General features: G+C 62.7%; 25 protein-coding genes. 15 read left to right on the forward strand and 10 right to left on the reverse strand.

The features are described from left to right. Positions 1-4 precede the first annotated feature (4 nt). Positions 5-664, reverse strand: coding sequence for a DnaA regulatory inactivator HdaA (hdaA, locus tag Mame_RS18310; protein ID WP_051085180.1), 660 nt, complete (start codon positions 662-664; stop codon positions 5-7). 26 nt (positions 665-690) lie between these two features. Continuing rightward, positions 691-1,818, reverse strand: a complete 1,128-nt coding sequence (locus tag Mame_RS18315) for an AI-2E family transporter (RefSeq protein WP_026173926.1) — start codon at positions 1,816-1,818, stop codon at positions 691-693. Positions 1,819-2,086: 268 nt separating this feature from the next. Here Mame_RS18315 and purM point away from each other — a divergent pair, with 268 nt between their 5' ends. The 3 genes from purM (at position 2,087) to Mame_RS18330 (ending at position 4,710) form a co-directional block, all read left to right on the forward strand. Then, on the forward strand, positions 2,087-3,160 hold the full coding sequence (purM, locus tag Mame_RS18320; RefSeq protein ID WP_018067399.1) for a phosphoribosylformylglycinamidine cyclo-ligase: 1,074 nt from the start codon (positions 2,087-2,089) through the stop codon (positions 3,158-3,160). Next, the gene (purN, locus tag Mame_RS18325; RefSeq protein ID WP_018067398.1) at positions 3,157-3,810 is read left to right on the forward strand and encodes a phosphoribosylglycinamide formyltransferase; all 654 of its coding nucleotides are present in this window, start codon (positions 3,157-3,159) and stop codon (positions 3,808-3,810) included. Before purM ends, purN begins: the two co-directional genes overlap by 4 nt. 66 nt (positions 3,811-3,876) lie before the next feature. Further along, positions 3,877-4,710, forward strand: a complete 834-nt coding sequence (locus Mame_RS18330; RefSeq protein ID WP_018067397.1) for a glycosyltransferase family 25 protein — start codon at positions 3,877-3,879, stop codon at positions 4,708-4,710. A gap of 6 nt (positions 4,711-4,716) precedes the next feature. Here the strand turns inward: Mame_RS18330 and Mame_RS18335 are convergent, their stop codons facing one another. After that, complete coding sequence (locus Mame_RS18335; RefSeq protein WP_018067396.1) at positions 4,717-5,364, reverse strand: MBL fold metallo-hydrolase; 648 nt, start codon at positions 5,362-5,364, stop codon at positions 4,717-4,719. Positions 5,365-5,522: 158 nt separating this feature from the next. Here Mame_RS18335 and Mame_RS18340 point away from each other — a divergent pair, with 158 nt between their 5' ends. The 5 genes from Mame_RS18340 (at position 5,523) to Mame_RS18360 (ending at position 11,410) form a co-directional block, all read left to right on the forward strand. Continuing rightward, the gene (locus Mame_RS18340; protein WP_033411217.1) at positions 5,523-6,008 is read left to right on the forward strand and encodes a MarR family winged helix-turn-helix transcriptional regulator; all 486 of its coding nucleotides are present in this window, start codon (positions 5,523-5,525) and stop codon (positions 6,006-6,008) included. After that, entirely contained in the window at positions 6,005-6,706 is a 702-nt protein-coding gene (locus Mame_RS18345) for a response regulator (protein WP_018067394.1), read from the forward strand. Before Mame_RS18340 ends, Mame_RS18345 begins: the two co-directional genes overlap by 4 nt. Before the next feature lie 93 nt (positions 6,707-6,799). Continuing rightward, the gene (locus Mame_RS18350) at positions 6,800-8,155 is read left to right on the forward strand and encodes an ATP-binding protein (protein ID WP_051085179.1); all 1,356 of its coding nucleotides are present in this window, start codon (positions 6,800-6,802) and stop codon (positions 8,153-8,155) included. Positions 8,156-8,921: 766 nt separating this feature from the next. Further along, on the forward strand, positions 8,922-9,533 hold the full coding sequence (locus Mame_RS18355; protein ID WP_018067392.1) for a LuxR C-terminal-related transcriptional regulator: 612 nt from the start codon (positions 8,922-8,924) through the stop codon (positions 9,531-9,533). A gap of 11 nt (positions 9,534-9,544) precedes the next feature. Continuing rightward, entirely contained in the window at positions 9,545-11,410 is a 1,866-nt protein-coding gene (locus Mame_RS18360) for a sensor histidine kinase (RefSeq protein ID WP_018067391.1), read from the forward strand. Positions 11,411-11,436: 26 nt separating this feature from the next. On the opposite strand, the gene Mame_RS18365 is transcribed toward Mame_RS18360, so the two are convergent. The 7 genes from Mame_RS18365 to Mame_RS18395 all read right to left on the reverse strand — a co-directional run bounded on the left by Mame_RS18365 (position 11,437) and on the right by Mame_RS18395 (position 19,502). Further along, entirely contained in the window at positions 11,437-12,216 is a 780-nt protein-coding gene (locus Mame_RS18365) for an SDR family oxidoreductase (RefSeq protein ID WP_018067390.1), read from the reverse strand. A gap of 10 nt (positions 12,217-12,226) precedes the next feature. Further along, on the reverse strand, positions 12,227-13,375 hold the full coding sequence (gene dgoD / locus Mame_RS18370; protein WP_018067389.1) for a galactonate dehydratase: 1,149 nt from the start codon (positions 13,373-13,375) through the stop codon (positions 12,227-12,229). 12 nt (positions 13,376-13,387) lie between these two features. Next, positions 13,388-15,007 (reverse strand): GMC family oxidoreductase, encoded by a 1,620-nt coding sequence (locus tag Mame_RS18375; protein WP_018067388.1) that lies wholly within the window; start codon positions 15,005-15,007, stop codon positions 13,388-13,390. Next, positions 15,004-15,891: an aldose 1-epimerase gene (locus Mame_RS18380; RefSeq protein ID WP_018067387.1), complete on the reverse strand. Its 888-nt coding sequence runs from the start codon at positions 15,889-15,891 to the stop codon at positions 15,004-15,006. The genes Mame_RS18375 and Mame_RS18380 overlap by 4 nt, the downstream gene beginning before the upstream one ends. 5 nt (positions 15,892-15,896) lie before the next feature. Then, complete coding sequence (locus Mame_RS18385; RefSeq protein ID WP_018067386.1) at positions 15,897-16,895, reverse strand: ABC transporter permease; 999 nt, start codon at positions 16,893-16,895, stop codon at positions 15,897-15,899. Between the two features lie 11 nt (positions 16,896-16,906). Then, positions 16,907-18,433: a sugar ABC transporter ATP-binding protein gene (locus Mame_RS18390; protein ID WP_018067385.1), complete on the reverse strand. Its 1,527-nt coding sequence runs from the start codon at positions 18,431-18,433 to the stop codon at positions 16,907-16,909. Positions 18,434-18,530: 97 nt separating this feature from the next. Next, positions 18,531-19,502 carry a substrate-binding domain-containing protein gene (locus tag Mame_RS18395; protein ID WP_018067384.1) on the reverse strand — a complete coding sequence of 324 codons (972 nt, stop codon included), beginning with the start codon at positions 19,500-19,502 and terminating at the stop codon, positions 18,531-18,533. A 222-nt stretch (positions 19,503-19,724) separates the two neighbouring features. On the opposite strand from Mame_RS18395, the gene Mame_RS18400 reads away from it, so the two are divergent. The 7 genes from Mame_RS18400 to fcl all read left to right on the forward strand — a co-directional run bounded on the left by Mame_RS18400 (position 19,725) and on the right by fcl (position 26,479). Then, complete coding sequence (locus Mame_RS18400; RefSeq protein WP_033411214.1) at positions 19,725-20,498, forward strand: FadR/GntR family transcriptional regulator; 774 nt, start codon at positions 19,725-19,727, stop codon at positions 20,496-20,498. 159 nt (positions 20,499-20,657) lie between these two features. After that, positions 20,658-21,599 carry a 2-dehydro-3-deoxygalactonokinase gene (locus Mame_RS18405; protein WP_018067382.1) on the forward strand — a complete coding sequence of 314 codons (942 nt, stop codon included), beginning with the start codon at positions 20,658-20,660 and terminating at the stop codon, positions 21,597-21,599. Further along, positions 21,596-22,225 (forward strand): 2-dehydro-3-deoxy-6-phosphogalactonate aldolase, encoded by a 630-nt coding sequence (locus Mame_RS18410; RefSeq protein ID WP_018067381.1) that lies wholly within the window; start codon positions 21,596-21,598, stop codon positions 22,223-22,225. The genes Mame_RS18405 and Mame_RS18410 overlap by 4 nt, the downstream gene beginning before the upstream one ends. 194 nt (positions 22,226-22,419) lie before the next feature. Further along, on the forward strand, positions 22,420-23,433 hold the full coding sequence (locus tag Mame_RS18415; protein WP_018067380.1) for an asparaginase: 1,014 nt from the start codon (positions 22,420-22,422) through the stop codon (positions 23,431-23,433). A gap of 126 nt (positions 23,434-23,559) precedes the next feature. After that, complete coding sequence (locus Mame_RS18420; protein WP_018067379.1) at positions 23,560-23,913, forward strand: hypothetical protein; 354 nt, start codon at positions 23,560-23,562, stop codon at positions 23,911-23,913. 390 nt (positions 23,914-24,303) lie between these two features. Beyond that, on the forward strand, positions 24,304-25,425 hold the full coding sequence (gmd, locus tag Mame_RS18425; RefSeq protein WP_018067378.1) for a GDP-mannose 4,6-dehydratase: 1,122 nt from the start codon (positions 24,304-24,306) through the stop codon (positions 25,423-25,425). A 100-nt stretch (positions 25,426-25,525) separates the two neighbouring features. Next, positions 25,526-26,479, forward strand: a complete 954-nt coding sequence (gene fcl, locus Mame_RS18430) for a GDP-L-fucose synthase (protein ID WP_026173924.1) — start codon at positions 25,526-25,528, stop codon at positions 26,477-26,479. The last annotated feature ends 57 nt before the right edge of the window (positions 26,480-26,536 follow it).

The raw sequence follows: 26,536 nt of genomic DNA on the forward strand, positions 1-26,536 counted from the left end.
TGCCTCAGATGGCTTCGCGCGCGGCCAGCACCTCAGCGGCCAGCGCCCGGGTGATGCGGCGGTTGCGCGACAGCGCCAGCTTGTCGATCTGATCGACGATCTGGCTTGCGGCATCGAGCGAGCGCTCCATGCGCGTGACGACATAGGCGACGAGACGGTCGTCGACTTCGAGCTGTCGGTCGGCGAACAGCTTGAAGATCACCTGTTGCAGCAGCGCGTCATCCGGCGCGCCGATTTCCACCGTGGTGGCGGCGGCAAGCCGGGATTTCAGGTCGGGCAGCGTGATCGGCCAGAGCTGCGGCAGCGAGCGTGCGGTGATCAGCAGACTGCCGCCATGCTGGCGCACCGTGTTGATCAGATGGAACAGGCCGGTCTCGTCAAAGGCTTCGCGGTCCGCATCCTCGAACAGGAACGCGCCGTGGCGGGCTGCGACCGGGCGCCCTTCCCTCAGCTCCGCCGTCACCGGGCGGGCCTGGCTCAGTCCCTTCCAGATGGTCGACAGATGGGTCTTGCCCGACCCCGGCGGACCGACGAGCACGGTAACCGGCGTGTGCCAGTGCGGCCAGCGGTCGATCAGGTCGATCGCCGGCATGATCGACCGCGAGATCAACAGGTGATCGCGGTCGGCCGCCGGGTCGTGGCCAAGCTCCAGCGGCAACTGCATCGCTTTTTCACGCAGCACGGTCAGGCTCACTTCCCCTCTTCAACAACCGGCGAAGGCTCTTCGGCATGGTGCTCGATACCGTCCCAGTAGAGATCGCTGGTAAGATAGCGATCGATCGCGAAGCGCACCAGCACGCCGACGGCCGCCGACACCGGCACCGCGACCAAGAGGCCGACAAAGCCGAACAGCACGCCGAAGGCGAACAGGGCGAACATCAGCCAGACCGGATGCAACCTGACGCTGGAGCCGACCAGCTTGGGCTGCAGCACATTGCCTTCCAGAAACTGGCCGAACAGATAGATCCCGAAGATCAGCGCGATCATCCAGAAATCCGGCCAGAACTGGAACAGCGCCACGCCCATGGACAGGATCAGGCCGGAGGTCGAGCCGAGATAGGGAATGAAGCTGACAAGACCGGCGAAAATCCCGATCAGGGCGCCGAAATTGAGCCCCGCGAGGCTGAGCGTGATCGCGTAGTAGATCGCGAGAATGAGGCAGAGCGACCCCTGCCCGCGCACGAAGCCGGAAATCACCGCGTTGATCTCGTGGGCGAGGTAGCGGACATCGTCCACCTGTCCGCGCGGTATCCACTGGTCGATCTTCTGGACCATCCGGTCCCAGTCGAGCAGAAGGTAGAAGGCGATCACCGGCGCCAGCACGAAGAACGAGACGAGATTGACCACCGCCATCGACGAGTTCCAGATGCTGCCGAACACCTGACCGGCGATCGAGGCGCCGCCCGACAGCATCTTGCCGATATTCTCGCTGAGCGAAGCAAGCTGGTCGTTGCCCCAGTCGATCAGTTTGGAAAACTCGGTCGTCTCCAGGTACTGCTCAAGCTGGTGCATGTATTTCGGCACCTGCTGGGCGACATCATAGGCCTGCGACACCAGAAGCGGAATGAACAGCAACAGCACGGCGATGACGATCACCAGGAAGGACAGCATGATCGTGGTCGTCGCCCACAGCCTGTTGAAACCAAGCTTCTCCAGCCGGTCGGCAACCGGATCGAGGAAATAGGCCAGCGCCATCCCGGCGACGAAGGGCAGCAATATGCTGCGGAAAACATAGAGAAAGAGCGCGACAAAGGCGGCAAACAGCAGCCAGAAATAGACCTGCCTGCGCAATCCCGCGGCACTGATCCGACCCGCCATGAAAAAACTCCCGCTCCGGTTCGCGCTCAAGCGATTGTGGCACCAGGGCCCGCAACATGGATGAAGGCCCATAGCGTTTGTTCAGCAAACCGCCGCCAGCGTCAAGCGACAAGGCCGATGCCACGCGCCCCTCCCCGATATCCACTGTGTCCAACGTGGTCGCGCGCGCGTTAATTGTCGATATCGGCCTCATGGTCGGGCAACACACTTGCATCGGGCAAAACTCCATGCAATGCCCGGCTTTGACTTTTGCATGAGGGACCGCCCCATGAGCGAGACGCGTAGAAACGGCCTGACCTACTCCGACGCAGGCGTCGACATCGATGCCGGCAACCTTCTGGTCCAGAAAATCAAGCCCGCGGTGAAATCGACCCGGCGGCCCGGTGCGGACGGTGAAATCGGCGGTTTCGGCGGCCTCTTCGACCTGAAGGCGGCGGGCTTCACCGATCCGGTTCTGGTCGCCGCCAATGACGGCGTCGGCACCAAGCTGAAGATCGCGATCGAGGCCGGCAAGCACGACACGGTCGGCATCGATCTGGTCGCCATGTGCGTCAACGATCTCGTGGTTCAGGGCGCGGAGCCGCTGTTCTTCCTCGACTATTTCGCCACCGGCGCGCTCGACCCCGATGAGGGCGCGGTGATCGTGGAAGGCATAGCCGAGGGCTGCCGGCAGGCAGGCTGCGCGCTGATCGGCGGCGAGACCGCAGAAATGCCGGGCATGTACGCCAAGGGCGACTACGATCTTGCCGGCTTCGCGGTGGGCGCTGCCGAGCGCGGCGCGCTGCTGCCGTCCGAAAGCCTTGAGGAAGGCGACGTGATCTTCGGCCTCGCCTCCTCCGGCGTTCACTCCAACGGGTTTTCGCTGGTGCGGCGCGTGGCCGAAATGAACGGTCTCGGCTGGCAGGCCCCTGCCCCCTTCGCGCCGGGCAAGAGCCTTGGCGAGGCGCTGCTGGAACCGACCCGCATCTATGTGAAGCCGCTGCTGGCCGCAATCCGCGAAACCGGCGCGATCAAGGCGTTGGCCCATATCACCGGCGGCGGCTTTCCGGAAAATATACCGCGCGTTCTGCCCGCGACGCTTTCCGCCGAGATCGATCTCGAGGCGATCACCGTGCCCGCCGTGTTCTCCTGGCTCGCGCGCGCGGGCGGCGTAGCACCCGCTGAAATGATGCGCACCTTCAATTGCGGCGTCGGCATGATCGGCGTCTGCCGCGAAGACCGGCTCGATGCCGTGCTCGCAGCGCTTGCGGACCAGGGCGAAAACGCCTTCCGGCTCGGCCGCATCGTCGCCCGCAAGGACGGCATGGACGGCACGGTCTACAAGGGCATGATCGCGCTATGAGCGGACGCAAGCGGGTTGTCGTGTTCATTTCGGGCAGCGGCTCCAACATGGAGAAGCTGGCTGAAGCCTGCGAAGCGCCGGATTTCCCGGCGGAGATCGTGGCCGTCATCTCCGACAAGCCCGACGCCGGCGGACTGCTAAAGGCGAAGGCCCGCGGCATCGCCACCTACGCTCTTGCCCGCAAGGATTACGACAGCAAACAGGCGCACGAGGCCGCGATGCTCGGCTTGCTTGCCGATCTCGCGCCCGATTTCATCTGCCTTGCCGGGTTCATGCGGCTGCTCTCGGGCGATTTCATCCGCGCCTATGCGGGGCGGATCATCAATATCCACCCCTCGCTGCTGCCGCTGTTTCCGGGGCTCGACACCCATCAGCGCGCGCTCGACGCCGGCATGCGCATCGCCGGCTGCTCGGTGCATTTCGTCACCGAAGGCATGGATGAGGGGCCGATCATCGGCCAGGCCGCCGTCCCGATCGTGCCGGGCGATGACGCCGATGCGCTGGCAGAGCGGATACTGACGGTCGAGCACAGGCTCTATCCCGCCACGCTCAGGCGGCTTGCCGCTGGCGAGGTGCGGATGGAAAATGGCCGCGCCGTCTTCACCAACCGTGGCACAGACGGGGCCGAACAGATTTTGATCGCGGGGTAAAGCGATCCCGGCGGGCGATAGGCCGCGACCGGAGAAATCGATGCCGGAACAAGAGGCAGGACTGTCTTGGACATATTCCTCATCAATCTCGCCAGTAGCCAGGACCGCCTGTCGCGCATGCGCGAGGTTTTCGGTGCGCAGAAGCTTGCCTTCGAGCGGATCGATGCCGTCGACGCCGCATCGCTATCCGATGACTTTGTCCGAAACATCGTCGCCCCGCCGATGAGCAAACATGCCCGCAACCTGACCCCGACCGAAATCGGCTGCTATCTCAGCCACAGGAAGGTCTGGGAGACGGCGCTGTCGCGGGGCATCGATTACGCGACCATCTTCGAGGATGATATCCACCTCGCCCCCGATGCGGGAAAGCTTCTTTCCGCGGCCGCTGATTGGCTGCCGGAGGGGGCAGACCTGATCAAGCTCGAAACGCTTGCCATGCCGACCCATGTCTCCCGCGACGGCAAGGTCCTGATGGCAACGCCGCACCGGCTGAAAAAACTCCTGAGCAGCCATTACGGGGCTGCGGGATACATCGTCAGCCGCCGGGCGATGGAGCGTCTTTGCGCAGCAAGCGATCCGCTGCCGCTGCCGGTGGATGATGTCATCTTCGGCGCGCATTACCGGGTCTTCGGCGGGCTGCGGGCCTATCAGATCGACCCGGCGATCTGCGTTCAGGATCAATATATCGAGAGTCCCGAAGCCGGGCGGCTCGGCATCGTCTCGACGATCCGCGACCGCCATGCCAGCCTGCCGGTAACCCATGCGGGCCGGAGCCTCATCAGACGCGGCCTCGATGGCCTTTCGACCAAGCTCACCCGTCGCCGGCGGAAAACCAGGATCGCCCTGCTGCAGGCGCTTGGCCGCGCGGAGCAAAAGACCATCCCGTTCGCGCGGGATTGAAGCCGGTCAAAGCCCCTTGAGAAAGGGGTTGTTGCGGCGCTCTTCGCCGATGCGCCCGCCCGGCCCGTGGCCGCAGATGAAGCCGACATCGTCGCCGAGCGGAAACAGCTTGTCGCGGATCGAGGCGAGCAGGATATCGTGGTCGCCGCCCGGCAGATCGCTGCGCCCGACCGAGCCGTGAAACAGCACATCGCCGACATGGGCGAATTTCTGGGCGCGGTTGAAGAAGATCACATGGCCGGGCGCGTGGCCGGGAGTGTGATAGACCTCGAACACATGGTCGCCGAAACCCACCGTTTCGCCCTCGGTCAGAAACCGGTCGGGAAAGCAGTTGCGCACCATGCCCGCCATGCCGAAACGCTCGGCGCTTGCCTCGATGTTCTCCAGAATGAAACGGTCATCCTCATGCGGGCCGATGATCTCCAGCCCCAGACGCTCCTTCAGCTCCATCGCGCCGCCGGCATGATCGAGATGGCCGTGCGTCAGCCAGATCGCCTTCAGCGTTATGCCGTTTTCCTCCACGGTCTGGATGATGACATCGGCATCCCCGCCGGGATCGACCACGACGCCCTCGCGCAACTCGGGATCGAACAGCACGGTGCAGTTCTGCTGGAGGGGGGTGACGGGAATGATCCCGGCCTGAAGCTGCGCCATTGAACTGATATCTCCCTTGCGGACGGTCGCCGCCAACGGCTTCCATTTCGCTTGCGTCCGTTTTAAACCTGATACGATATCTATGTCAGACTGGATTTGATTACAAAAGCCCGGCGGGCGAAAGGAAACAGGCTTTGGGAGTGAAACATCAGGCGATCATGCCCGAACACGCGCCCGAGAGCGGCGTCGCGGACCTGGCGGTGGTCGAACTTCTGTTTTTCGCCTATCGCGATTTCATCTCCGATCCGGACGCGATCCTCGGCGAGATCGGCTTCGGCCGCGCCCATCACCGGGTTATCCATTTCGTCGGAAGCCGGCCGGGCATGAGCGTTGCCGACCTGCTCGACATCCTGCGCATCACCAAGCAGAGCCTCGCGCGCGTGCTGAAACAGCTGATCGACAGCGGCTATATCCGCCAGACGGCGGGGCCGGAGGACCGGCGTCAGCGTCGGCTGTTTCTGACCGCGGAAGGCGAGCGGCTGCGCGCGGAACTGCTCTCGCCGCAATTGCGGCGCATCGACAGGGCATTCGCGGCAATGCGCGAGGACGAGCGCCGGGCGGTCGGCGAATTTCTGACACGCATGTGCGATCACGATCCCCATGCCGGCGTCGAGGCCTTGCCGCAGAAAGGGGAGGAAGCATGAGCGAAGCCAGAGCGATCGATGATGACGCGGCCCACCTTCTGATTGTCGACGACGACACCCGTATCCGCACACTGCTCAAGCGCTATCTGGGCGAAAACGGCTACCGCGTCTCCACGGCCGCCGATGCCGCCGAGGCGCGGCGCAAGCTGGAAGGGCTCGACTTCGATCTTCTCGTTCTCGACGTGATGATGCCGGGCGAGGACGGTGTGTCGCTGACCCGGCACCTCAGGGACGTCCGCCCGGTCCCGGTACTGCTTCTGACCGCGAAGGCGGAGGCCGACGCCCGCATCGCGGGTCTGGAGGCCGGCGCCGACGATTATCTGGTCAAGCCCTTCGAGCCGCGCGAGCTTCTGCTTCGCATCAGCAATATCCTGCGCCGCGCCGATACGCCGAAGACGCCGGCGATCGAACAGGTCGTGTTCGGCCCCTATTCCTTCTCGCTCGCACGGCGCGAACTCAAGAGAGGCGCAACCCCGATCCGGCTCACCGAACGCGAACAGGACATTCTGGCCATGCTCGCCGAAAAGGCCGGCGAAACGGTCGCGCGCTACGATCTCGTCAGCAGCGCCAGCGAGATCAACGAGCGCACGATCGACGTGCAGATCAACCGGCTGCGCCGCAAGATCGAAAACGATCCGGCGAACCCGCTTTATCTCCAGACCGTGCGCGGTATCGGCTACCGCCTGAGCCGGGATTAGGACCCGACATTGAAACTCTGGCCCGCAAGCGTTCAAACGGCCTGTGAAAGAGCGGCGCACGCCCTCAGACGGCGCACGCGCGAACTCGAGCGGCTGCCCGGCCTGCGCCATATCGCCGGCGCCTACAAGGTTATCGCCCGCTGGACCCATCACCGGCTTCCGCGCGGCCTGTTCGCGCGCTCGCTGCTGATCATCATCATCCCGATGCTGCTGCTGCAGGCGGTGGTCGCCACCGTGTTCATGGAGCGCCACTGGCAGATGGTGACCCGCCGCCTTGCCGACGCCGTCACCGGCGATATCGCGGCAATCATCGACCTGATCGACGTGACCGGCGACGAATATGAAAGCGAGATCGTCTCGATTGCCGCGCGCGACATGGGGCTGAGAGTCGCCTTCGAGCCGGGCGCGAAGCTCCCGCCGCCGCTGCCGAAGCCGTTTTTCGGCCTGCTCGACCAGGTGCTGGCGGAGCTGATCTCGGCCAAGATCGGCCGGCCGTTCTGGATCGATACGCTCGGCGATTCCCGCTTCGTCGAAATCCGCATCAAACTCGATGACGGTATATTGCGCATCTTCGCGCGCCGTTCGATGACCTATGCCTCGAACACCCATATCTTCATTCTGTGGATGGTCGGCACCTCGCTGGTGCTGATCGGGATCGCGACCCTGTTCCTGCGCGGCCAGATCCGGCCGATCCTGAAGCTGACCCAGGCCGCGGAGGATTTCGGCAAGGGCCATCGCTCCGAGGTGCCCTATACGCCGCGCGGCGCGATCGAAATCCGGCGGGCGGGCCTCGCCTTCATCCTGATGCGCGAGCGCATCGAGCGCCAGATCGAACAACGCACCACGATGCTGAATGGCGTCAGTCACGATCTGCGCACCATCCTCACCCGCTTCAAGCTGCAGCTTGCCCTGATCGGCGAGAGCCCGGAGGTGGAGGCCCTCAACGAGGATATCGAGGAAATGCAGAAAATGCTGCAGGGCTATATCGACTTTGCCCGCGGCGATGCCGAGGAAACCACCGGCACGGCCAGTCTCTCGACGCTGTTCCGCCGCCAGAAGGAGGATTTCGAACTCTCCGGAAAATCGCTGCATTATGTGGTGATCGGGCCGGACGAGGTCACGGTCAGGCCCAACGCCTTCGCCCGCCTGATCGCCAATCTCGCCTCCAACGCCAAGCGCCATGCCGACAGTCTGGAGATCACCGCCGAGCATGGCGAGAAATGGCTGACCGTGACCTTCGATGATGACGGGCCGGGTATTTCCCCGGAGATGCGCGAGGAAGTGTTCAAGCCGTTCCTCAGGCTCGACAATGCCCGCAACCTCGATTCCTCCGGCACCGGTCTCGGCCTCGCGATCGCCCGCGATATCGCCCGCTCCCATGGCGGCAATGTCACCCTCGGCGACAGCCCGCTCGGCGGCCTGCGGGCCGTGATCAGCATCCCCTGCTAAACCGGCCCACGCGCAAGCCCACAAATGGAAAAATAAGTATTTGCTTACTTATATGGGTGTCTCTGGCACGGCAGAGGAAAAGAGCCGCTTTCGTTTAAAACCATGTCCCGAATGCCAGGTTTGCTGAATCGGCGACCGCGCTTGCCGCGCCGCGAAACAGCCAGCGCACAGACAAAAAAGGCCCCATCACGGATCATGGGCGCATGATCGGCGATGGGGCCCGAGCTTAATTTTATACGCTTTAGAAAAAAATTTAATTAAATCACGAACCTATACCAATATTTAAAGCTTTATTATAAAGATAGAGAGCGCTGAAGGTCATTACCACCACCCAAAATATTCCGAAGGATACTATGAGTATAAGATATGGCCAGCGGCGATTGTAAAAAGGCGTGATACGATAGCACTTGCCGCATGTGGAGGAGCCAAATCGCAAACGATGACCACAGCGACAGGTAAAAAAGCGCCTTGGCGATTTGCGCCTTCGCTCCGGCTCCATCCGTTGTCTTTCAGCCACAAAATGCATCTCAGCCCTCTCGAGTGCTCAAGGTTCTAAAACCCCTCCCGAAGCGATGAACAAGTGATATACGTTCGAGCAAACTTACAAAATACCATATTCATGGTATTGCCGGCATCCGCGATACAAGAAACAAAATGGGATTGGCTGCGCAACGCGGTCACGGCGGTTCCGAAGCTCTTCGGATAGAGATGGGGACATACTTCTTTGGCACCCTTTCGAATTGTCCTATGCGAGGACGACGATGTCGTGCGCCAACGGCTGGCAAGTCTGATCAAGGGATGGGATGGCGGCCAACTGGTCGCCGCTTGCGCAACCATTGCGGAGACGCGCGCGGTCTTTGAGAGGTCTGAAATCGACCTTCTGATCGCGGATCTGAATTTGCCGGATGGCAGCGGCCTCGAAGCGATCCGCGCTTTGCGCAAGACGCACCCGAGGGCCGAGGCGATGGTCATTTCCGTTCTCGCGGACGACAGGTCCGTGCTCGAAGCAATCGGGGCCGGGGCTTCAGGTTACCTGCTGAAGGATGCTGACAGCCTGGATCTGATCGAGGCGGTCGAAAGCCTGATGGCGGGTCATTCACCGATATCCTCCCGGATCGCCCGCGTTCTTGTGAGGCAACTCTCTGAACAGGCGCCCGATACCCGTTCTCCAGAGCCGGCCGTGAACATGACCTCACGAGAGATGGATATATTATGGGGCATCGCAAAGGGGTTCACCTATGCGGAAATCGCCCAGCAATTGCATATTTCGAGACAGACTGTTCCGGTCCATATCCGTAATATCTATCGCAAACTTCAGGTGAAGAACCGGTCGGAGGCCGTTTTTGAGGCGACCCGCCAGGGACTGATGCAATTCTGACGGCAAATCCAATGGCCTTGGCGGCGAAAAAACTTCAGGCCTGGGCAGGCCACCCGACACTGTCATCTCTCTTGCTCAAGCTGCTTTTTGTTGTTTCAATCGCCATCTGCTGTGCGATGCCGTTCGTACTGTCCCTGCCGACGCCGCGCGATGCGCTCGTTCTGCATTCGGCAATACTTCAGGAAGGCGCTTCCCCGGCGCGTGAGATAACGCTACCCTATACGCGAACGAACGTCTGGGAATCGTCACGCACCGAAGCGCTCTACAAGATCCATTTTCCCCGGGAGGCGGTTCCTGCCGATCATCCGGTTCTCTTCTTTCCGGCGGTACGCCAGGCCATAGACGTACGTCTGAATGCTATTCCCCTTGTGCGCCGGGAAATCTCACTCCTCACCTCGCCGCGCCTGGGCGATTACTATGCATTTGATGTCATGCCCCTGGCGCTTCGTGATGGCGTCAACGAACTTGAAATCCGCCATAGCCGTCTGGATGGCTGGATCTCGAGCTATCTCTCACCCGCTTACCTGATGTCGCAATCCGTATTCGCGCCTTATCGGCAACTCTATGATTTCGTCTTCGAACAGTGGCGCTTCACCTCGCTCCTGCTCAAGGCGATCATTACCATCAGCGTCGTCATGATAGCGCTATTGCGGCCAGCCGATGGCTTCTTTCGATGGTTCAGCCTGATCATGGTCTTCAGCCTCACCCTGACGGCGACGCAATACGGCTTCTCGCTTGCCGGCGCCGGCGTGCCGCGACTTTATTATGCAACGCTGCAATTGGGCACGCTTTTGCTTGCGGTTGCTCTGACGCTCGAAATGGCAGGCCGGAAATTCGTCCGGAAATCGCTCTATCTGGCGCTGGGCCTCCCGCTTACGCTGCTCACAGCGTATTGGGCCGGCCTGGGTTCGAGATCGCAGATTGCAGTGCTCGGCAATGTCTTGAGCATTGCCGCCATGATGGCGGCGTTGTGGATTGCAATCGCGCATTACTATAGGTCGCGGGATCCGATTGCGGCCATCATAGCCGCGCCGCTCGCTCTCTGCTTCCTGTTCGGGCTTCATGACGTCGGCCTGTTGTTCGGCCTCACGAACGGCGCCCACATGTTAACGCCCTATATCGAGATGGCGACCCTCCTGGCCGCCATGCTCATCATCACAATCAGGTTGATCCAGAGTCTGAACCAGCTTGATAGCGCCAACATCCGCCTGAAACGGCGGCTTGATGAGCAACAGAAAGAGTTGAACCTGCTTCATGAAAAAGAACGCAGGAATTTGACCCGCATGGCCCTCGAAAAGGAGCGCGATCGCCTGATGCGCGACCTGCATGACGGACTGAGCGGCCACCTCGTGTCGATCATGGCCCAGACTGAGAGAGAGAATCTGGCTCCGGAGGCGATCCGCACCACCGCCCGGGATGCACTGGGCGATCTCCGGCTGGTGATCCAGTCGCTTGACCTGAGCGACACGGATCTGCGGGTCGCGCTGGCCGGCTTTCGCGAGCGAACCGGCCCGTACCTGCACCGCATGGGCATTCGGCTCGACTGGCAGACCGGGAACATGCCGGAAGTCACCGGGGTTACGCCTTCAACCGCCCTCGCCCTTTTAAGAATACTGCAGGAGGCCGTCACCAATGCGGTCAAACATGGACCAGCAACGCACATCGCGATTTCCGCGTCCGCCAATGAGAATGGGGACGCGGTCATCACCGTGGAGAACGATTTTAGCGGCAACGATATCCGCGGCAAAGGCCATGGCCTCGCCAATATGGCCACGCGCGCCCGAACCTTTGGCGGCGATATTGCCTTCACCCGTTCAAAAGACATGGCGCGTCTCGTGATCACGCTGCCCACAGCCCTGCGCCCGCAGCCCGCCTGATTGACAAAGACGCAGACGCGAGCACGTCAGGCGGGATGCTGCTGGACGCTGAGGCCGCCGTCAACGGTCAGGCAGGTCGCGTTCATGAACGGGCATTCGTCGGAGATCATGAACACAGCCGCCATCGCGATCTCCTCGGGCGTGGCGATCCGTCCGCCGGGGTGGAGCTTCAGCGTCTCGGCTTTCGCCGCCTCGGGATCAGGAAAGCTGTTCCAGTAGTCGATGACCTTCTGCGTCGCCACATAGCCGGGCGCGAGCGCGTTCACCCGGACGTTGTTCGCCGCATATTCAAGGCCCAGCGACTTGGTCATGCCGAGAAGCGCATGTTTTGCCAGCGGATAAGGAAAGGTATGGGGGATGATGGTGAAGGCGTGGGTCGAGGCAATGTTGAGGATCACGCCGCCGCCGGCATCGATCATCCCCGGCAGCGCCGCCTTGCAGCAGTTCCACGCGCCCTTGAGATTGATGTCGAAGCACCGGTTCCAGTCCTCGTCGCTGGTCTCGAGCGGGGTGGAGAACACATTGACGCCGGCATTGTTGACCAGAGCGTTGATAGACCCGATTTCGTCGGCGGCCTGTTTCATGGCGGCGGCGATCGCTCGGGCATCGGTTATATCGGCGGCGGCCCAACCAAGGGACCCGTCAGGCGCAACGAGGGTCGCGGCCTCGCGCTCCAGAAGCGCGCCGTCGCGGTCGACCATGAACAGCGCCGCGCCCTCCTTCACGAAGGCCCTCGCGAGCGCCAGGCCGATACCCTGGGCCGCGCCGGTGACGAATATGCGTTTGCCCGAAAGCCGTCCCGTCATTTTCCGCTCCTCACCACTCGGCGAAACTGCCGTCCGGATGACGCCAGATCGGGTTGCGCCAGCGATGACCCTCTCTGGCGCGCTCTATCACATAGGCCTCGTCGATCTCGATGCCGAGCCCCGGCCCTTGCGGTATGCCGACAAAGCCATCGGCATATTCGAACACGTCCTTGTTCGAAATGTAATCGAGAATGTCGTTGGTCTCGTTATAATGGATGCCCAGACTCTGCTCCTGGATGAAGGCGTTGTAGGACACGGCGTCCACCTGAAGGCAGGCGGCGAGCGCGATCGGCCCGAGCGGACAATGCGGCGCGAGCGCCACATCATAGGCTTCCGCCATGGCGGCGATCTTGCGGCATTCGGTGATGCCGCCGGCATGCGACAGATCCGGCTGGATGATATCGACATAGCCGCCCTCGAATATCGGCTTGTAGTCCCAGCGCGAATAGAGCCGCTCGCCCAGCGCGATCGGCGTGGAGGAATGGTTGGCGATCTCCCTCAGAGCTTCCGCGTTTTCCGAAAGCACCGGTTCCTCGATGAACATCAGCTTGTAGGGGTCGAGTTCCTTTGCCAGCACCTTGGCCATCGGCTTGTGGACGCGGCCGTGAAAATCGACGCCGATGCCGATATGGGGGCCGACGGCCTCGCGGATGATCGCGATGGTCTCGACCGCCTTTTCCACCTTCTCATTGGTGTCGACGATCTGCATCTCCTCGCAGCCGTTGAGCTTGATCGCCTTGAAGCCGCGCGCGACTACCTCTTTCGCGTTCGTCGCAACGTCGGCAGGACGGTCGCCGCCGATCCAGGAGTAGACCTTGATGCGGTTCCTCAACTGGCCGCCGAGGAGCGCATGGACCGGCTGCCCGAGCGCCTTGCCCTTGATATCCCACAGCGCCTGGTCGATGCCGGCCAGCGCCGACATGTGGATCGCGCCGCCCCGATAGAACCCGCCCCGGTAAAGCACGGTCCAGTGATCCTCTATCAGAAACGGGTCCTTGCCGACGAGATAATCCGCCATCTCGTTGACTGCCGCCTGAACGGTCAACGCGCGCCCTTCCACAACCGGCTCGCCCCAGCCGACAATGCCCTCATCGGTCTCGATCTTCAGGAACAGCCAGCGCGGCGGGGCCAGATAGGTGGTGAGCTTGGTGATCTTCATGACTGGTTCCGATCAGGGAAGTATGAGGTCGATCGCCTTGGCGGCGGCGGCAAGAACGGCGGCATTGGTGTTGCCGCTGACGATGGTCGGCATCAGCGAGGCGTCGATGACCCTGAGGCCCCTTGTGCCCCGGACCCTGAGGCGACTGTCGAGCACGGCGTCCGGATCGCCGTCACGCCCCATCCGGCAGGTGCCGACCGGGTGATAGCCGGTCTTGACGGTGCGCTTGCAATGCGCCGCGATCGCCTCGTCGCTGGTCACATCGGCGCCCGGAAAGATTTCCCTGTCGATCAGTTCGCGCATCGGCGAAGCGGCAAGCACGGTGCGCGCGTAGCGAAAGCCCGCCATCGTTATCCTGAGATCGTCGGGATGGCTGAAAATCTGGGTATCGACTACCGGATCGGCGAACGGATCGCTGGAGGAAAGCGTCACCGAGCCGCGCGATTTCGGGCGCAGCAGCAGCGAGTTGATGGTCACGCCGTCGCCGGGATCGGTGCCCATGACATCGCGGTCGAGATAGATGGTCGGCACGCAGAACATCTGGATCGTCGGGCGGTCGCTCGTGCCTTCCGGATCGTGGAAGGCACAGGTTTCGACCCCTGTGGTGGAGGCCGGGCCGGACTTGAACAGCAGATATTGCAGCCCCGCCTTGATCATCGGCCAGCCGCGATCCTGCCCGTAATAGCCGAACGAGCCCTTGGTGGTGGCGACCACCGGACACTCATAATGGTCCTGAAGATTGCGCCCGACGCCGGGAAGCGCGAGCTTGACCGCAATGCCGTGCCGGGCGAGTTCATCCTCCGGTCCGATCCCGGACAGCATCAGCAGTTTTGGGGTCTGATAGGCACCGGCCGCAAGGATCACTTCGCTGTCCGCGAAGACGGATTTCCGGCCGCCGCCCTGCACGTAATCAACGCCGACCGCCCGGTCGCCCTCCATGCGGATCGCGGTGACGGTTGCCCCGGTCACGATCGTCAGCAGCGGATCATTCATGACCGGAGCTAGAAACGCATCGACAGCGCTGCAGCGCCGGCGCGTGCGCCAGTCAATTGTGTGCTGCATGAAGCCGACGCCGAACTGGCTTTCGCCGTTGAAATCCGGGTTGTAGGGAATGCCCATGCCCTGCAGGGTTTTGACATAAATGCGGGTCATCGGACTGGTGTGGCCGAGATGGGAGACCTTCAGCGGTCCGCCGACGCCATGATATTCGCCGGCAAGATGGTCGTTATCCTCCTGCGCCTTGAAATAGGGCAGAAGATCGCGATAGCTCCAGGCGTCGTCGCCTTCGGTCACCAGCTCGTTCCAGTGGTCGAAATCGGCCGCCTGCCCGCGCATATAGACCATGGCATTGACCGTGCTGCCACCACCGAGCACCCTGCCCTGCGGCACGATCGGCCCGCGCCCGTCAAGCTGCGGCTGCGGCGCGGTCGCGTGCATCGCAAGATAGGTGTCCTTCGCCAGGAACTTCATGTAGCCGGCGGGGAAATGCATGATCGGGCTGGCCTTGGCCGGGCCGCGCTCCAGCACAAGCACGCTCGCGCCGCACTTCACCAGACCGGCGGCAACCACGCAGGCCGAACTGCCGCCACCGACGAGGATATAGTCGTATCGTCCGTCGCTCGTCTTGCTCATAGGTCCTGCGCTCCCAGCCAGATGCTGCCCGACAGTTTTTCGCCGGGCTGAAGAATGCGAAGCCCGCCAAGATCGGGCATGTTGTGACCGTCCACCAGATGCGACATCGGCTCGAAACAGAAATAGTCCCGCTGAAAGTTCGGATCGAACGCGGTATCCGAGACAAACAGGAAAGCGTGCCGGAACAGCGGTTCCGCCTTCAGGGATAGCTTCGTTTCCCGTTCCGGCCAGGCGATCACCGCTTCGCCGGACCAGTCCTCGAAGCCGTTATTGACCCAGCGGTGCGGCAGGGGCGAAGGCTTACTGAAATCGAGATCGGCGGGGATGTCCGTGGCCTCGCCCGGCAGCCATCCCTCGACCTCGGTCCAGAATTTCCGGGCGGGCGCCATGAGCGTGGTTTGCGGCGTCATCGGGAAATAGGGATGCCATCCAAGCCCGAAAGGCAGCGGCTCGTCTCCCTGGTTCTCGACGGTCGACGTCATCTGCAATTCGCCGTCGGCAAGCGAAAAACGCTGCCATGCCTCATAGACATAGGGCGTGCCGCCGCCCGCATGCCGGAAACGCATCGCCAGCCGGTCGGCCTCGTGTTCTTCCAATGACCATTGCGAAAGCCAGCCCTCGCCATGGAGGTAATGCGGGTCCCAGTCGGTATTCGCGGTCAGGGCGTATTGCTTGCCGTTGAAGGTGAACCGGTTGTCCCGCACCCGGTTGCCGAACGGCACCAGCGGATAGCAGGCGGACGACAGCGCATCCGCCCCCTCGGGCGCTTCGCGCAGTAGGGCCACCCGTCCCTCTGCGCCATCCCGCCAGAGACCGAGGATCAATCCGCCCTTTGTCGAGGCTCGCAGCGACAGGGCCCCGGAGCTGATATCAACGACCGCCATGCCCCTCACCCCTTGTTGCGGGCCAGGCTGCGCTTGATCGCCTGCATGTTGGCGAGCACGGCGATGACGATGATGAGGCCCCGGACAACCTGCTGGAAGAACGGATTGATGCCAAGCAGTACGAGACCGTTGCCGATCAGCGTGATCACCAGCACTCCGAGCAGCGTGCCGAGCATCGAACCGCGACCGCCGGAAAGCGCCGTGCCGCCGACGACCACGGCCGCGATCACATCGAACTCCAGACCGCTTGCCGCCGTCGCATTGCCGGAGCCGAGACGCGACACCAGCAGAATGCCGGAGATCGCCGCCATTGCGCCGCCGATCGCGAAGATCGCAACCCGGATACGCGCCACGTTGATGCCGCTGAGATAGGCCGCATGGGCATTGCCGCCGATCGCAAACACCGAGCGTCCGAACGCGGTCTTGCGGCTGACGAAGGCGAAGATGGCAAACAATACGAGCATGATGATCGCCGCCGGCGGAATGCCAAGCACCGAGCGGTCCAGCGCATCCAGCACGTCATTGCGGCCGATCGAAACCGGCAGCGCATCGGTGAAGAATAGCGCCAGCCCCCGCAAGGCGCTCCACATACCGAGCGTGGCCACGAAGGACGGCACGTCGAAATAGGCGCGCAGCACGCCGGAAATACCGCCAAGCCCGGCGCCGAGCGCCACCGCCAACAGGAAGGCGATCGGCGTGGGAAAACCCCATTGCAGGAGGTAGGCCAGCGCGACGGAAACGAAGGCCACCATGGGACCGACGCTGACATCGATTTCGCCGGAGATGATGATGAAAGTCATCGCCCAGGCCGCAATGCCGATCGTGGCCGCATCGCGCAGAATATTGACCTGGTTGTTGAACGACAGGAAGCCATAGGCGGTCGTGCCGAAAATCACATAGAGCAACGCGATCGCCAGGAACAGGCTGAGTTCGTTGATATGCTTCGAAACGCCGAAGCCGCTCTTCTTCGGGGCGGCCGTGTCGGCAGCGTTGTTGTGCGACATCATCGTCTCCGTCAGTGTCCTGAAATGCAGGCCGCCATCAAGGTGTCCTGATCGATGTTGGGGGAACGGAACTCTTCCCTGAGCGCGCCGTCCCTCAGGACGAGCACCCGGTCGCACACCAGCGGCAGTTCCTCGATCTCGCTGGAGACGAAAACGATGCTGCGGCCTTCGGCGGCGAGTTCGCGAATGATTGAATAGATCTGGGCCTTGGCCTCGATATCGACGCCGCGTGTAGGCTCGTCGAGCAGAAGGATGCGGCTGCCGGCATAGACCCATCGGCCGATCACGACCTTCTGCTGGTTGCCGCCCGAAAGCGTGCCGATCGGCGTATCGGTGCGCGCCGTCTTGATGTGCAGCCGATCGATGATCTCGCGCGTCGCCTCGGCCATCCGCCGCGCCGACAGCACGCCATTGACGGTGACGCCCTCAAAGCGCGTCGAAAGCGTGTTCTCGTCAACGCCGAGCAGCGGAACGATGCCCTCTTCCTTGCGGCTCTCGGGCGTGTAGCCGAAGCCGAGCTTGATCATCTGCTTGTAGCCGAGCGATGTCACCGGCTTGCCGTTTGCGTAAATCTCGCCCGCCTCGCCGCGACGCACACCCATGATCGCCTGCAGCAATTCCGTGCGGCCGGAGCCGAGCAGGCCGGCGATCCCCAGAACCTCGCCCTTCATCAGCGAAAAGGACACGGAGGAGAGCTTCGGCGCCACCGCCAGATCCCTGACCTCAAGCACGGTCTCTGGCTGGCTGGCATCTTCCAGCACGGCCGCCTCGGCGCCCTCCGAGCCGAGCATGAGGCGCACGATCTCGCGGGTATCAGCGTTCTGCACATCGACGGTGTCGATGATCCGGCCGTCGCGCATGATCGTGGCCGAATGAGCGATCTGGCGGATTTCGTTCATCCGGTGGCTGACATAGATGACCGCTATGCCCTCAGCGGCGACGCGCGTCACCGCCGCCATCACCTTTTCGGCCTCCGCGGCCGCCAGCGAGCTTGTCGGCTCGTCGAGGATCACCAGCTTGGGATTGCCGAGCAGCGCCCTTGCGATCTCCAGAAGCTGGCGCTCGGCCGGGCTGAGCGCCGAGACGAGCGAGTCGGGCGAAAGATCGAGACCGAGACGATGCATCGCCTCTTTGGCCTCGGCGATCATGGCGCGGTGGCGGATGACCCCGCCCTTGCGCGGCCAGCGCCCGAGAAACAGGTTCTCGGCAAGCGACATGCCGGGAACCAGGCTGAGTTCCTGATAGACGACACGCACGCCGTGCGAAAACGCCTGCTGCGCGCGGGCGGAACCCACATGCGTCAGTTCCTCGCCGTCGATCAGGACAGTTCCGCTGTCGGGCACTTCGGCGCCGGTGAGCATGCGGATGAGGGTCGACTTGCCGGCGCCGTTCTTGCCGAGAAGCGCGCGTACTTCGCCCGGCGCGACCTCGAAATCGGCATTGTCGAGCGCCAGCACGCCGGGATAGCGCCGCGTGCAACCCGTCATGGAGACGAGCGCGGTTGCTTCCGGTCTTTTGTTCTGAGATGCGGACGTCATTGCTCTTCCAGTTGATGGCGATGCCGCCGGGTTGCGGCGGCATCGGAATTTGCCTTCAGCGCGCTGCCTCAGCAGCGCCGCAGCGCCGGGCTATCGATCACGGAATACCGTCGGCGTGCGCCTCAAGCCATCCCTTGCCGTCCTCGGACGACTTGTAGAGATCGATGTCATAGGGAACCTCGATGCCTTCCGGAGGCGTGCCGTCGATCGACTTGATCGCCTGCGCCAGCGCCAGCTTGCCGAGGCCCTGGCCGGAGATGTCGACAACACCCTTGATGACCGTGAAATCGGCAAGTTCCTGGGCGATTTCGGTGGTCATGTCGCCGCCGAAGACCACAACCTCACCTTCCTTACCCTGAGAGCGGACGGCGCGGGCGGCGCCCAGCGTCGCGCCGCCGGCTTCGCCGAAGAAGGCGTCAATCTCGGGATTGGAGGTCAGCATGGTGCTGGCGACCGAAACGGCCTTGTCTAGGATCGCGCCTTCCTGGTTGGCCACGATCTCGGCGTCCGGCACCTTTGCCATCAGCGCGTCCTCAAAGCCCTTTCGGCGGGTGACGCAGACTTCGACAAATTCGCAGTTCAGAACGGCGATCTTCGGCGCGTCATTGCCTTCCGCGATGAAGTAGTCGGCGGCGGCATCGCCGAGCTTGTGACCGAAATCATAGGGGTCTCCGACGGCATAGGCGGAGATATATTCCTTCATGTCCTGTTCGTTGAGGCAGGTATTGTAGCAGACCACCGGGATGCCGGCGTCATGGGCGCGGCGGATCGCGCGGTAGGAGCCATCGGCGGAAACCGGCGAGACGATGATGGCCTGAACATCGGCGGAAATCAGCGAGTCGATGAAGGAGGATTCCTTGCTGACATCGCCCTGGGCGTTGGTTTCGACGATGACGAGGTTGCGGCCGGCCTCTTCCGCGCCATCCTGGATACCCTTGCGGACACCGGCATAGAAGCCCTGCGCGTCCATGTAGATCGCGCCGACCTTGAGGTCTTCCTGCGCCGATGCGGTGGTCACACTCGACAATGCGGCGGCGGCCAACAAGGCCGCCTTGATGATGAGCTTCATTGTGCTCCTCCCTGTGGACGTTTTACCTGCCGGAGGCCATGCCGTCCCGGCGGCACGATAATTATAATACGTCCGATCAATGTCAATTATAAATATGATTTATTTTTGAATTTGAATGAGGATGATATATCGATCATATTACCGACAATGAATGCGGGAGCGAGGTCCGCCCACGACACGCGGCGGGAAAGCATTCGCAACGAAGGGGACCCGGACGAAGCGATGACTCAAATACTGACGGAACACGGCACGCCGATTGCCCAGCGCGGCAAGCGCAGCGTACGGGAAGCGTTGCTCCAATCCCTCATCGAGCTGATCGTTTCCGGCACATTTGCCGAGAGCGCCACACTTCCCAACGAGATGGAACTGACGGAGAGGTTCGGGGTCAGCCGCACCAGCCTGCGCGAGGCGATGCAGTATCTTTCCGCCCTCGGCATGGTGCGCTCCCGCACCCGCGCCGGGACCATCGTATTGCCGCGGGAAAACTGGAACTATCTCGATCCGGTCGTGCTCGATGTCATGCTGGCGGTCGGAGCGGACGATTCGTTCTATTCATCGCTGATCGACGCCCGCCAACTGCTGGAACCGGCCGCGGCGGCACAGGCGGCCGCCAACGCCAATGCGCGGCAACTCTACCAGATCGCCAAAGCCTTCGAGGATATGGTCGAGGCGAACGCCCGCGACAACGAGGAGTGGAGCCGGGCCGACCTCGAATTCCACACCGCGATCATCAATGCCAGCGGCAACTGGGTTTATCGCCAGTTCGCCAGCGCCATCCGCGCCGCTCTGCTGGCGAGCTTCCGCCTGACGAACCGCGCCAGCCAATCCCATGAGCAGGCGATCCTCGCCCATCAGGACGTGCTCGAAGCCATCAGGATGCGGCGGCCGGATGCCGCGCGCCATGCCATGGAACAGCTCATAGGCGTTGCCAGAAGCGAGATGACCGATGCGATGCGCCGGACCCGCCTCGCCTCCAAAATGCAACCCAATGACTAGAAATCGGATAAAAGATCATACATAAATAACGCGGTTACGCGGCACGGACTTTTGCCGTCGCCGTCAGATGAGACCACCCGTGACAATACCCAAGGACAAATGGAGGCGGCGTTTCCGTGAGACGCGGAACCGCCTTCCTCCGGAAATGAGACCGACCGCATGACCCAAACCGTTGCCGCCATTCTCGACTGGGGCACCAGCTCGCTGCGCGCCACGCTGCTTTCCGCCGATGGCCGTGTGCTCGACAGACGCGAAAGCCGGAACGGCGGCATCCAGTTCGTGGAGAGCGGCGCGTTCGAGGCGGCGCTGATGGCGGCGATCGGCGCGTGGTTTGAGGAACATGGCCCGTTCCCGGTCGCCGCCTGCGGCATGATCACCAGCCGCAGCGGCTGGGTCGAGGTGCCTTACGTCGACGCGCCGGCGGGTCTTGCGGAACTTGCCGCGGGGGCAAGGCACATCACGCTGCAGAACGGCGCGACCATGACCTTCCTGCCGGGCCTGCGCGATCCGGCTGCAAAGCCGTTTCCCGATGTGATGCGCGGCGAGGAAACGCAGATCGTCGGTTACGGGCTTGCGGAGGACCGCACGCTGGTGCTTCCCGGCACCCACAGCAAGTGGGCGCGCATTGCTCGAGGCCGTATCGCCGCCTTCCAGACCTATGCCACCGGCGAAATCTATGCCCTGCTCACCCGGCATTCCTTCATCGCACGCGCCGCCGAGCCCGCCCCCGGCAGCGAGCCGGCCTGGTCGGCCTTCGATCGCGCCGCGGAATTTGCCGCGAGCGACGAGCCCGCCGCCGATGCCCTGCTTTCGTCCGTCTTCAGCGCCCGCAGCGGCATTCTGTCCGGGGCGCTTCAGCCCGAAGAGGTCGGGGATTACGTCTCGGGCCTTCTGATCGCCTCGGAATTCCGGCAGGCGCGCGCCGCCGGCTGGCTTCACCCCGGCGAAGCGATCGGCATCATCGGCAACTCGGCGCTGAGCGAACGCTACGGGCGCGTCGCGCCGCTTTTCGGCCTTACGATCAAACCCGGCCCCGAAGATGCCGCGACCCTCGGCGTCCAGCGGATCATCGGCAAACTGCAATCGACGGAACAGGAATGAACGACATGAATTTCACCGAAGCGCTTGAAGCCTGCAATCTGATCGCGATCCTGCGCGGCATCCGACCGGAGGAAGCGGAGCCGATCGGCGAAGCGCTGATCGAGGCCGGCTGGCGCATCATCGAAGTACCGCTGAACTCGCCCGAACCGCTGAAGAGCATCGAAAAACTGCAGGCCCGTTTCGGCGATCGCGCGCTGATCGGCGCGGGCACGGTTCTCACCGAGAGACAGGTCGCCGATGTCGCCGCGACCGGGGCGCGCGTCATCATCTCGCCCAACGCAAACCCGGCCGTGATCGAAGCGACCGCCGCGCGGGACATGATCAGCCTGCCGGGCGTCGCCACGCCAACGGAAGCCTTCGCCGCCATCGCGGCCGGCGCCACCGGCATCAAGGCCTTTCCCGCCGAGGCCATACCGCCGATCGCCATCAAGGCATGGAAAGCCGTTCTGCCGAAAGAAATCCCGGTCTTCGCCGTCGGCGGCGTGACGCCCGATAACATGAAAGCCTACGTCGAGGCCGGCGCATCCGGCTTCGGCATTGGCGGCGCGCTCTACAAGCCAGGGGCGGATGTCGCGGCGATTGCGCAGAAGGCAAGGCAATTCATCGAGGCCATGCATCGGATATGATGCGGTAGAAACGGAAAGACCGTCTGGCTTGACCGCTGTGCCGCAAGACGGACGCCCCATGCCGTCCGGCAATGACAAGGAAAAGCCCCCGCCCCTACCATAAAGCCAGCCCTCGGGATCAAAACGGCTTGCCAATCCCTTCGAAGGGTCGTTTCACTGGCCCGGCGACAACACCGGAAAGAAAGGTATGCCTGATGGTCGAAACGGCTCGAAACACCAAGGCGAAGGTTACGCTGATCGTCCTCGGCGGTACGATCACCATGACGGCCGACGCCAGCGGCGGCATAACGCCGAAGCTGAGTGCGCAAGCGCTGGTCGACGCCGTGCCCGGTCTGGCCGAGATTGCAGATGTGGAGCCGCTCTCACCATTCAAGTTACCGAGCGCATCGCTCACGCTCGAGCAGCTCGGCGAGGTGGCGCGGATGGCCAGGCGTGCGGTCGATGGCGGCGCTTCCGGCGTGGTCGTGGTGCAGGGAACCGACACGATCGAGGAAACCGCTTTCGCGCTCGATTGCATGTGGGCAGAGGACGCCCCGATCATCGTGACCGGCGCGATGCGCGGGCCGGAAGCGGCCGGCGCCGATGGTCCTGCCAATATCCTTGCCTCGGTCATCGCCGCGTCTTCCGATCAGGCCCGTTCGCGCGGCGCGCTGGTGGTGATGAATGACTGCATTCACACGGCCCGCGCTGTGACGAAATCCCACACCGGACTTTGCTCGGCCTTTACATCGGGCGCGGTCGGCCCCGCCGGCGAAATCATGGAGGGACGCCCCTTCTTCTTCGCGCCGCCTTCGCCGCGCCGGCTTCCGGCAATCGCGCCTCCCTCGGAGCCCGTGCCGCCGGTCGCGCTTTTGAAGCTTGGGCTGGGCGAAGACGCCAGGCTGGTCGAGGCCCTGCCGGGACTTGGCTACAAGGGCGCTGTCATCGAGGCGATGGGCGCGGGCCATGTGGCGGAACGTTTGTCGGAGCCGCTCGGCGCGCTGGCCGCGACCATGCCGGTCGCGCTTGCCAGCCGCACCGGGAACGGTCCGGTTTTCAAAAGCACCTACGGCTACAAGGGCGGAGAGATCGACCTGCTTTCGAAAGGCCTCATCAACGCCGGCAGGCTCAGCGGGCTCAAGGCACGGCTGCTGCTGCAGCTCCTTCTAGCAAGCGGCGGCGATCGCGAGGATTGTGCTTCTGCCCTGAAGGCAGCTTGGGACAGATAACATAATCTATTTCATGGGGGCTATTTCGTAGGGGCTATTTCATGGGGGCGCTTGCGCTCGTGCCGCGAGTATCGGATATTCGCGGCAATGACCCGCTCGCCGGCGGGCGCTTTCAGGAGGTGCCAGATGTCCGTCCCATTCCGTTTTGCCATTCCGCTCGCCGCTATGTTGGCGCTGGCCGGCTGCCAGACGGCCGCGCCGGAAAGCCCGGACCAGACGATGCTCGATCAGGCTGCCCGTGCCGAACTCGGCGCCGCTGACTGCCAGTCTTATGGCGGCCTGCGCGCCACCCGCCGCCTCAACGATGCCGCCGACGCGACCTTCGCAAAGGCGCTCCAGGCGGGCGCAACCGAAGCCGACATCGAAGCAGCGCGTCTGCGCGCGCGCCAGCAGGCCGATCAATATCAGACCCTTTACGGCAATCGCGGCGCCTGCGACCGGTTGCTGCAATTCCCGGACGGCTACACGCCGCCGAACTGACAGGCGCCGGAGCTTCCCGCCATTGGCGCGAACGACAAGCCTCAGAGCATTTCGGAAATGTGCGGACCGGGCTTCACATTCCCCCCGCGACGGTGAAAACGGCTACTGCAGTGCAGAATACCGGCCACAGTGCGCCGCTGTGCGAAGGCAATTGGCGCCGCGAGGCGGCCTCGGTCGACATCGCATTTTACTGCTTCCTTTGCCGAAAACGGCCCGGCTGGCATTGCCAAATAGTGAGTGCAATAACGTCGGCGTAGTGTATGCTTCGACGCATTCAGCCTGGTCGGCTTCGACGCCGATGCGGATCACGAAACATGAGACTACTGCTGTCTCGCTTCGTAAAATGAATCCGGCTAATATTTCTGTAAAAATCAATTAAAGAGAGAAAAATTGGCGAAAACGGCTTTGATCACCGGGATCACCGGTCAGGACGGCTCCTATCTTACGGAATTCCTTCTCGAAAAAGGCTATGAGGTTCACGGCATCAAGCGACGCGCCTCGCTGTTCAACACCCAGCGCATCGATCATCTCTACGAGGATCCACACGTTTCCAATGCGCGGCTGAAGCTGCATTACGGCGATCTGTCCGACACTTCGAACCTGACCCGCATCATCAGCGACATCCAGCCGGACGAGGTCTATAATCTCGGCGCGCAGAGCCATGTCGCGGTCTCCTTCGAGGCGCCGGAATATACCGCCGATGTCGATGCGATCGGCACGCTGCGCCTTCTGGAGGCGATCCGCTTCCTCGGGCTTGAGAAGAAGACACGGTTCTATCAGGCGTCCACCTCCGAGCTTTACGGGCTCGTTCAGGAAACCCCGCAGCGCGAGACCACGCCATTCTATCCGCGCTCGCCCTATGCGGCCGCCAAGCTCTATGCCTACTGGATCACGGTCAATTACCGCGAGGCCTACGACATGTATGCCTGCAACGGCATCCTGTTCAACCATGAGAGCCCGCGCCGCGGCGAGACCTTCGTGACCCGCAAGATCACCCGCGGCCTCGCAAACATCGCGCTCGGGCTGGAGCCCTGTCTCTATATGGGCAATATCAGTTCACTGCGCGACTGGGGCCATGCGAAGGACTACGTCCGGATGCAGTGGATGATGCTGCAGCAGGAGAGCGCGGAGGACTACGTGATTGCCACCGGCAAGCAGTATTCCGTGCGCGAATTCATCACCTGGGCGGCCTCCGATCTCGGCATAACGCTCAGCTTTTCCGGCGACGGCGTCGAAGAGGTCGGCACGGTGGAAGCCGTGATCGGCGACCTGGCGCCCAATGTGAAGCCGGGCGACGTGATCGTGCGGATCGATCCGCGCTATTTCCGCCCCGCCGAGGTGGACACCCTGCTCGGCGATCCCACCAAGGCCAAGGAAAAGCTTGGCTGGGTGCCGGAGATCACCGCCCGCGACATGTGCCGGGAAATGGTGGTCGAGGATCACAAGGCCGCGCGCCGCTATGCGCTGTTGAAAGCGCACGGGCTCGACCTGCCGGTCAGCCTCGAGGGTTGACCCGCATTCGTGCAGATCCTTTTATTTGACGCATCGGGTCAAAGAAAACCGCATCCCTCTTTTCATCCGACGCTCTGATTTCGAAACGGAAGATCATCTCATGACCTTCGATATCGCACAGAAGAGAATCTGGGTCGCTGGCCATCGCGGCATGGTTGGCACTGCCGTCGTCCGCCGCCTGGCCGGGGAGAACTGCGAGGTGATCACCGCCGGACGCGATACGGTCGACCTGAAGCGACAGGCCGAGGTCGAGGCGTTCATGGCCGATGCGAAGCCCGACGCGGTGGTGATGGCTGCGGCAAAAGTCGGCGGAATCCTCGCCAACGACACCTATCCGGCGGATTTCCTTTACGACAACCTGATGATCGAGGCGAACATCTTCGAAGCCGCCCACAGGAGCGGCGTCGACCGCTTTCTGTTCCTCGGTTCGTCCTGCATCTATCCGAAATTCGCCGAACAGCCGATCCGCGAGGATTCCCTGCTGACGGGTCCGCTGGAGCCGACCAATGAATGGTATGCGATCGCCAAGATCGCCGGCATCAAGCTCGCCCAGGCCTATCGCCGGCAGCATGGCCGCGACTATATCTCGGCGATGCCGACCAATCTCTACGGCCCGGGCGACAATTACGACCTGAATTCGAGCCATGTCATGCCGGCGCTGATCCGCAAGGCGCATGAGGCCAAGGCCTCCGGCGCGAAGGAGATCGTGGTGTGGGGCACCGGCACGCCGCTGCGCGAGTTCCTCCATGCCGACGACTGCGCCGACGCGCTGGTCTTCCTGCTGAAGACCTATTCCGGCGAGGAGCACGTCAATGTCGGCTCCGGCACGGATATCTCGATCCTCGATCTTACGAAGCTGGTCTGCAAGGTGGTCGGCTTTGAGGGCGACATCGTCCACGACCTCTCCAAGCCCGACGGCACGCCACGCAAGCTGATGAGCGCCGACAAGCTGCGCGGCATGGGCTGGTCCCCCAAGATCAGCCTCGAGGACGGTATCCGCGACGCCTATGACGCTTTTCTCTCGGGGAATTTTTCCGCGCGCGCTCTCGGGTAGAAAACGGCGCTCGCGAGACAGAACGACCAATCCTCGTCATAAGGTGTCCTTGGGAGC

It is taken from the genome of Martelella mediterranea DSM 17316 (assembly GCF_002043005.1).
In the GTDB taxonomy this organism is placed as follows: Bacteria; Pseudomonadota; Alphaproteobacteria; order Rhizobiales; family Rhizobiaceae; genus Martelella; species Martelella mediterranea.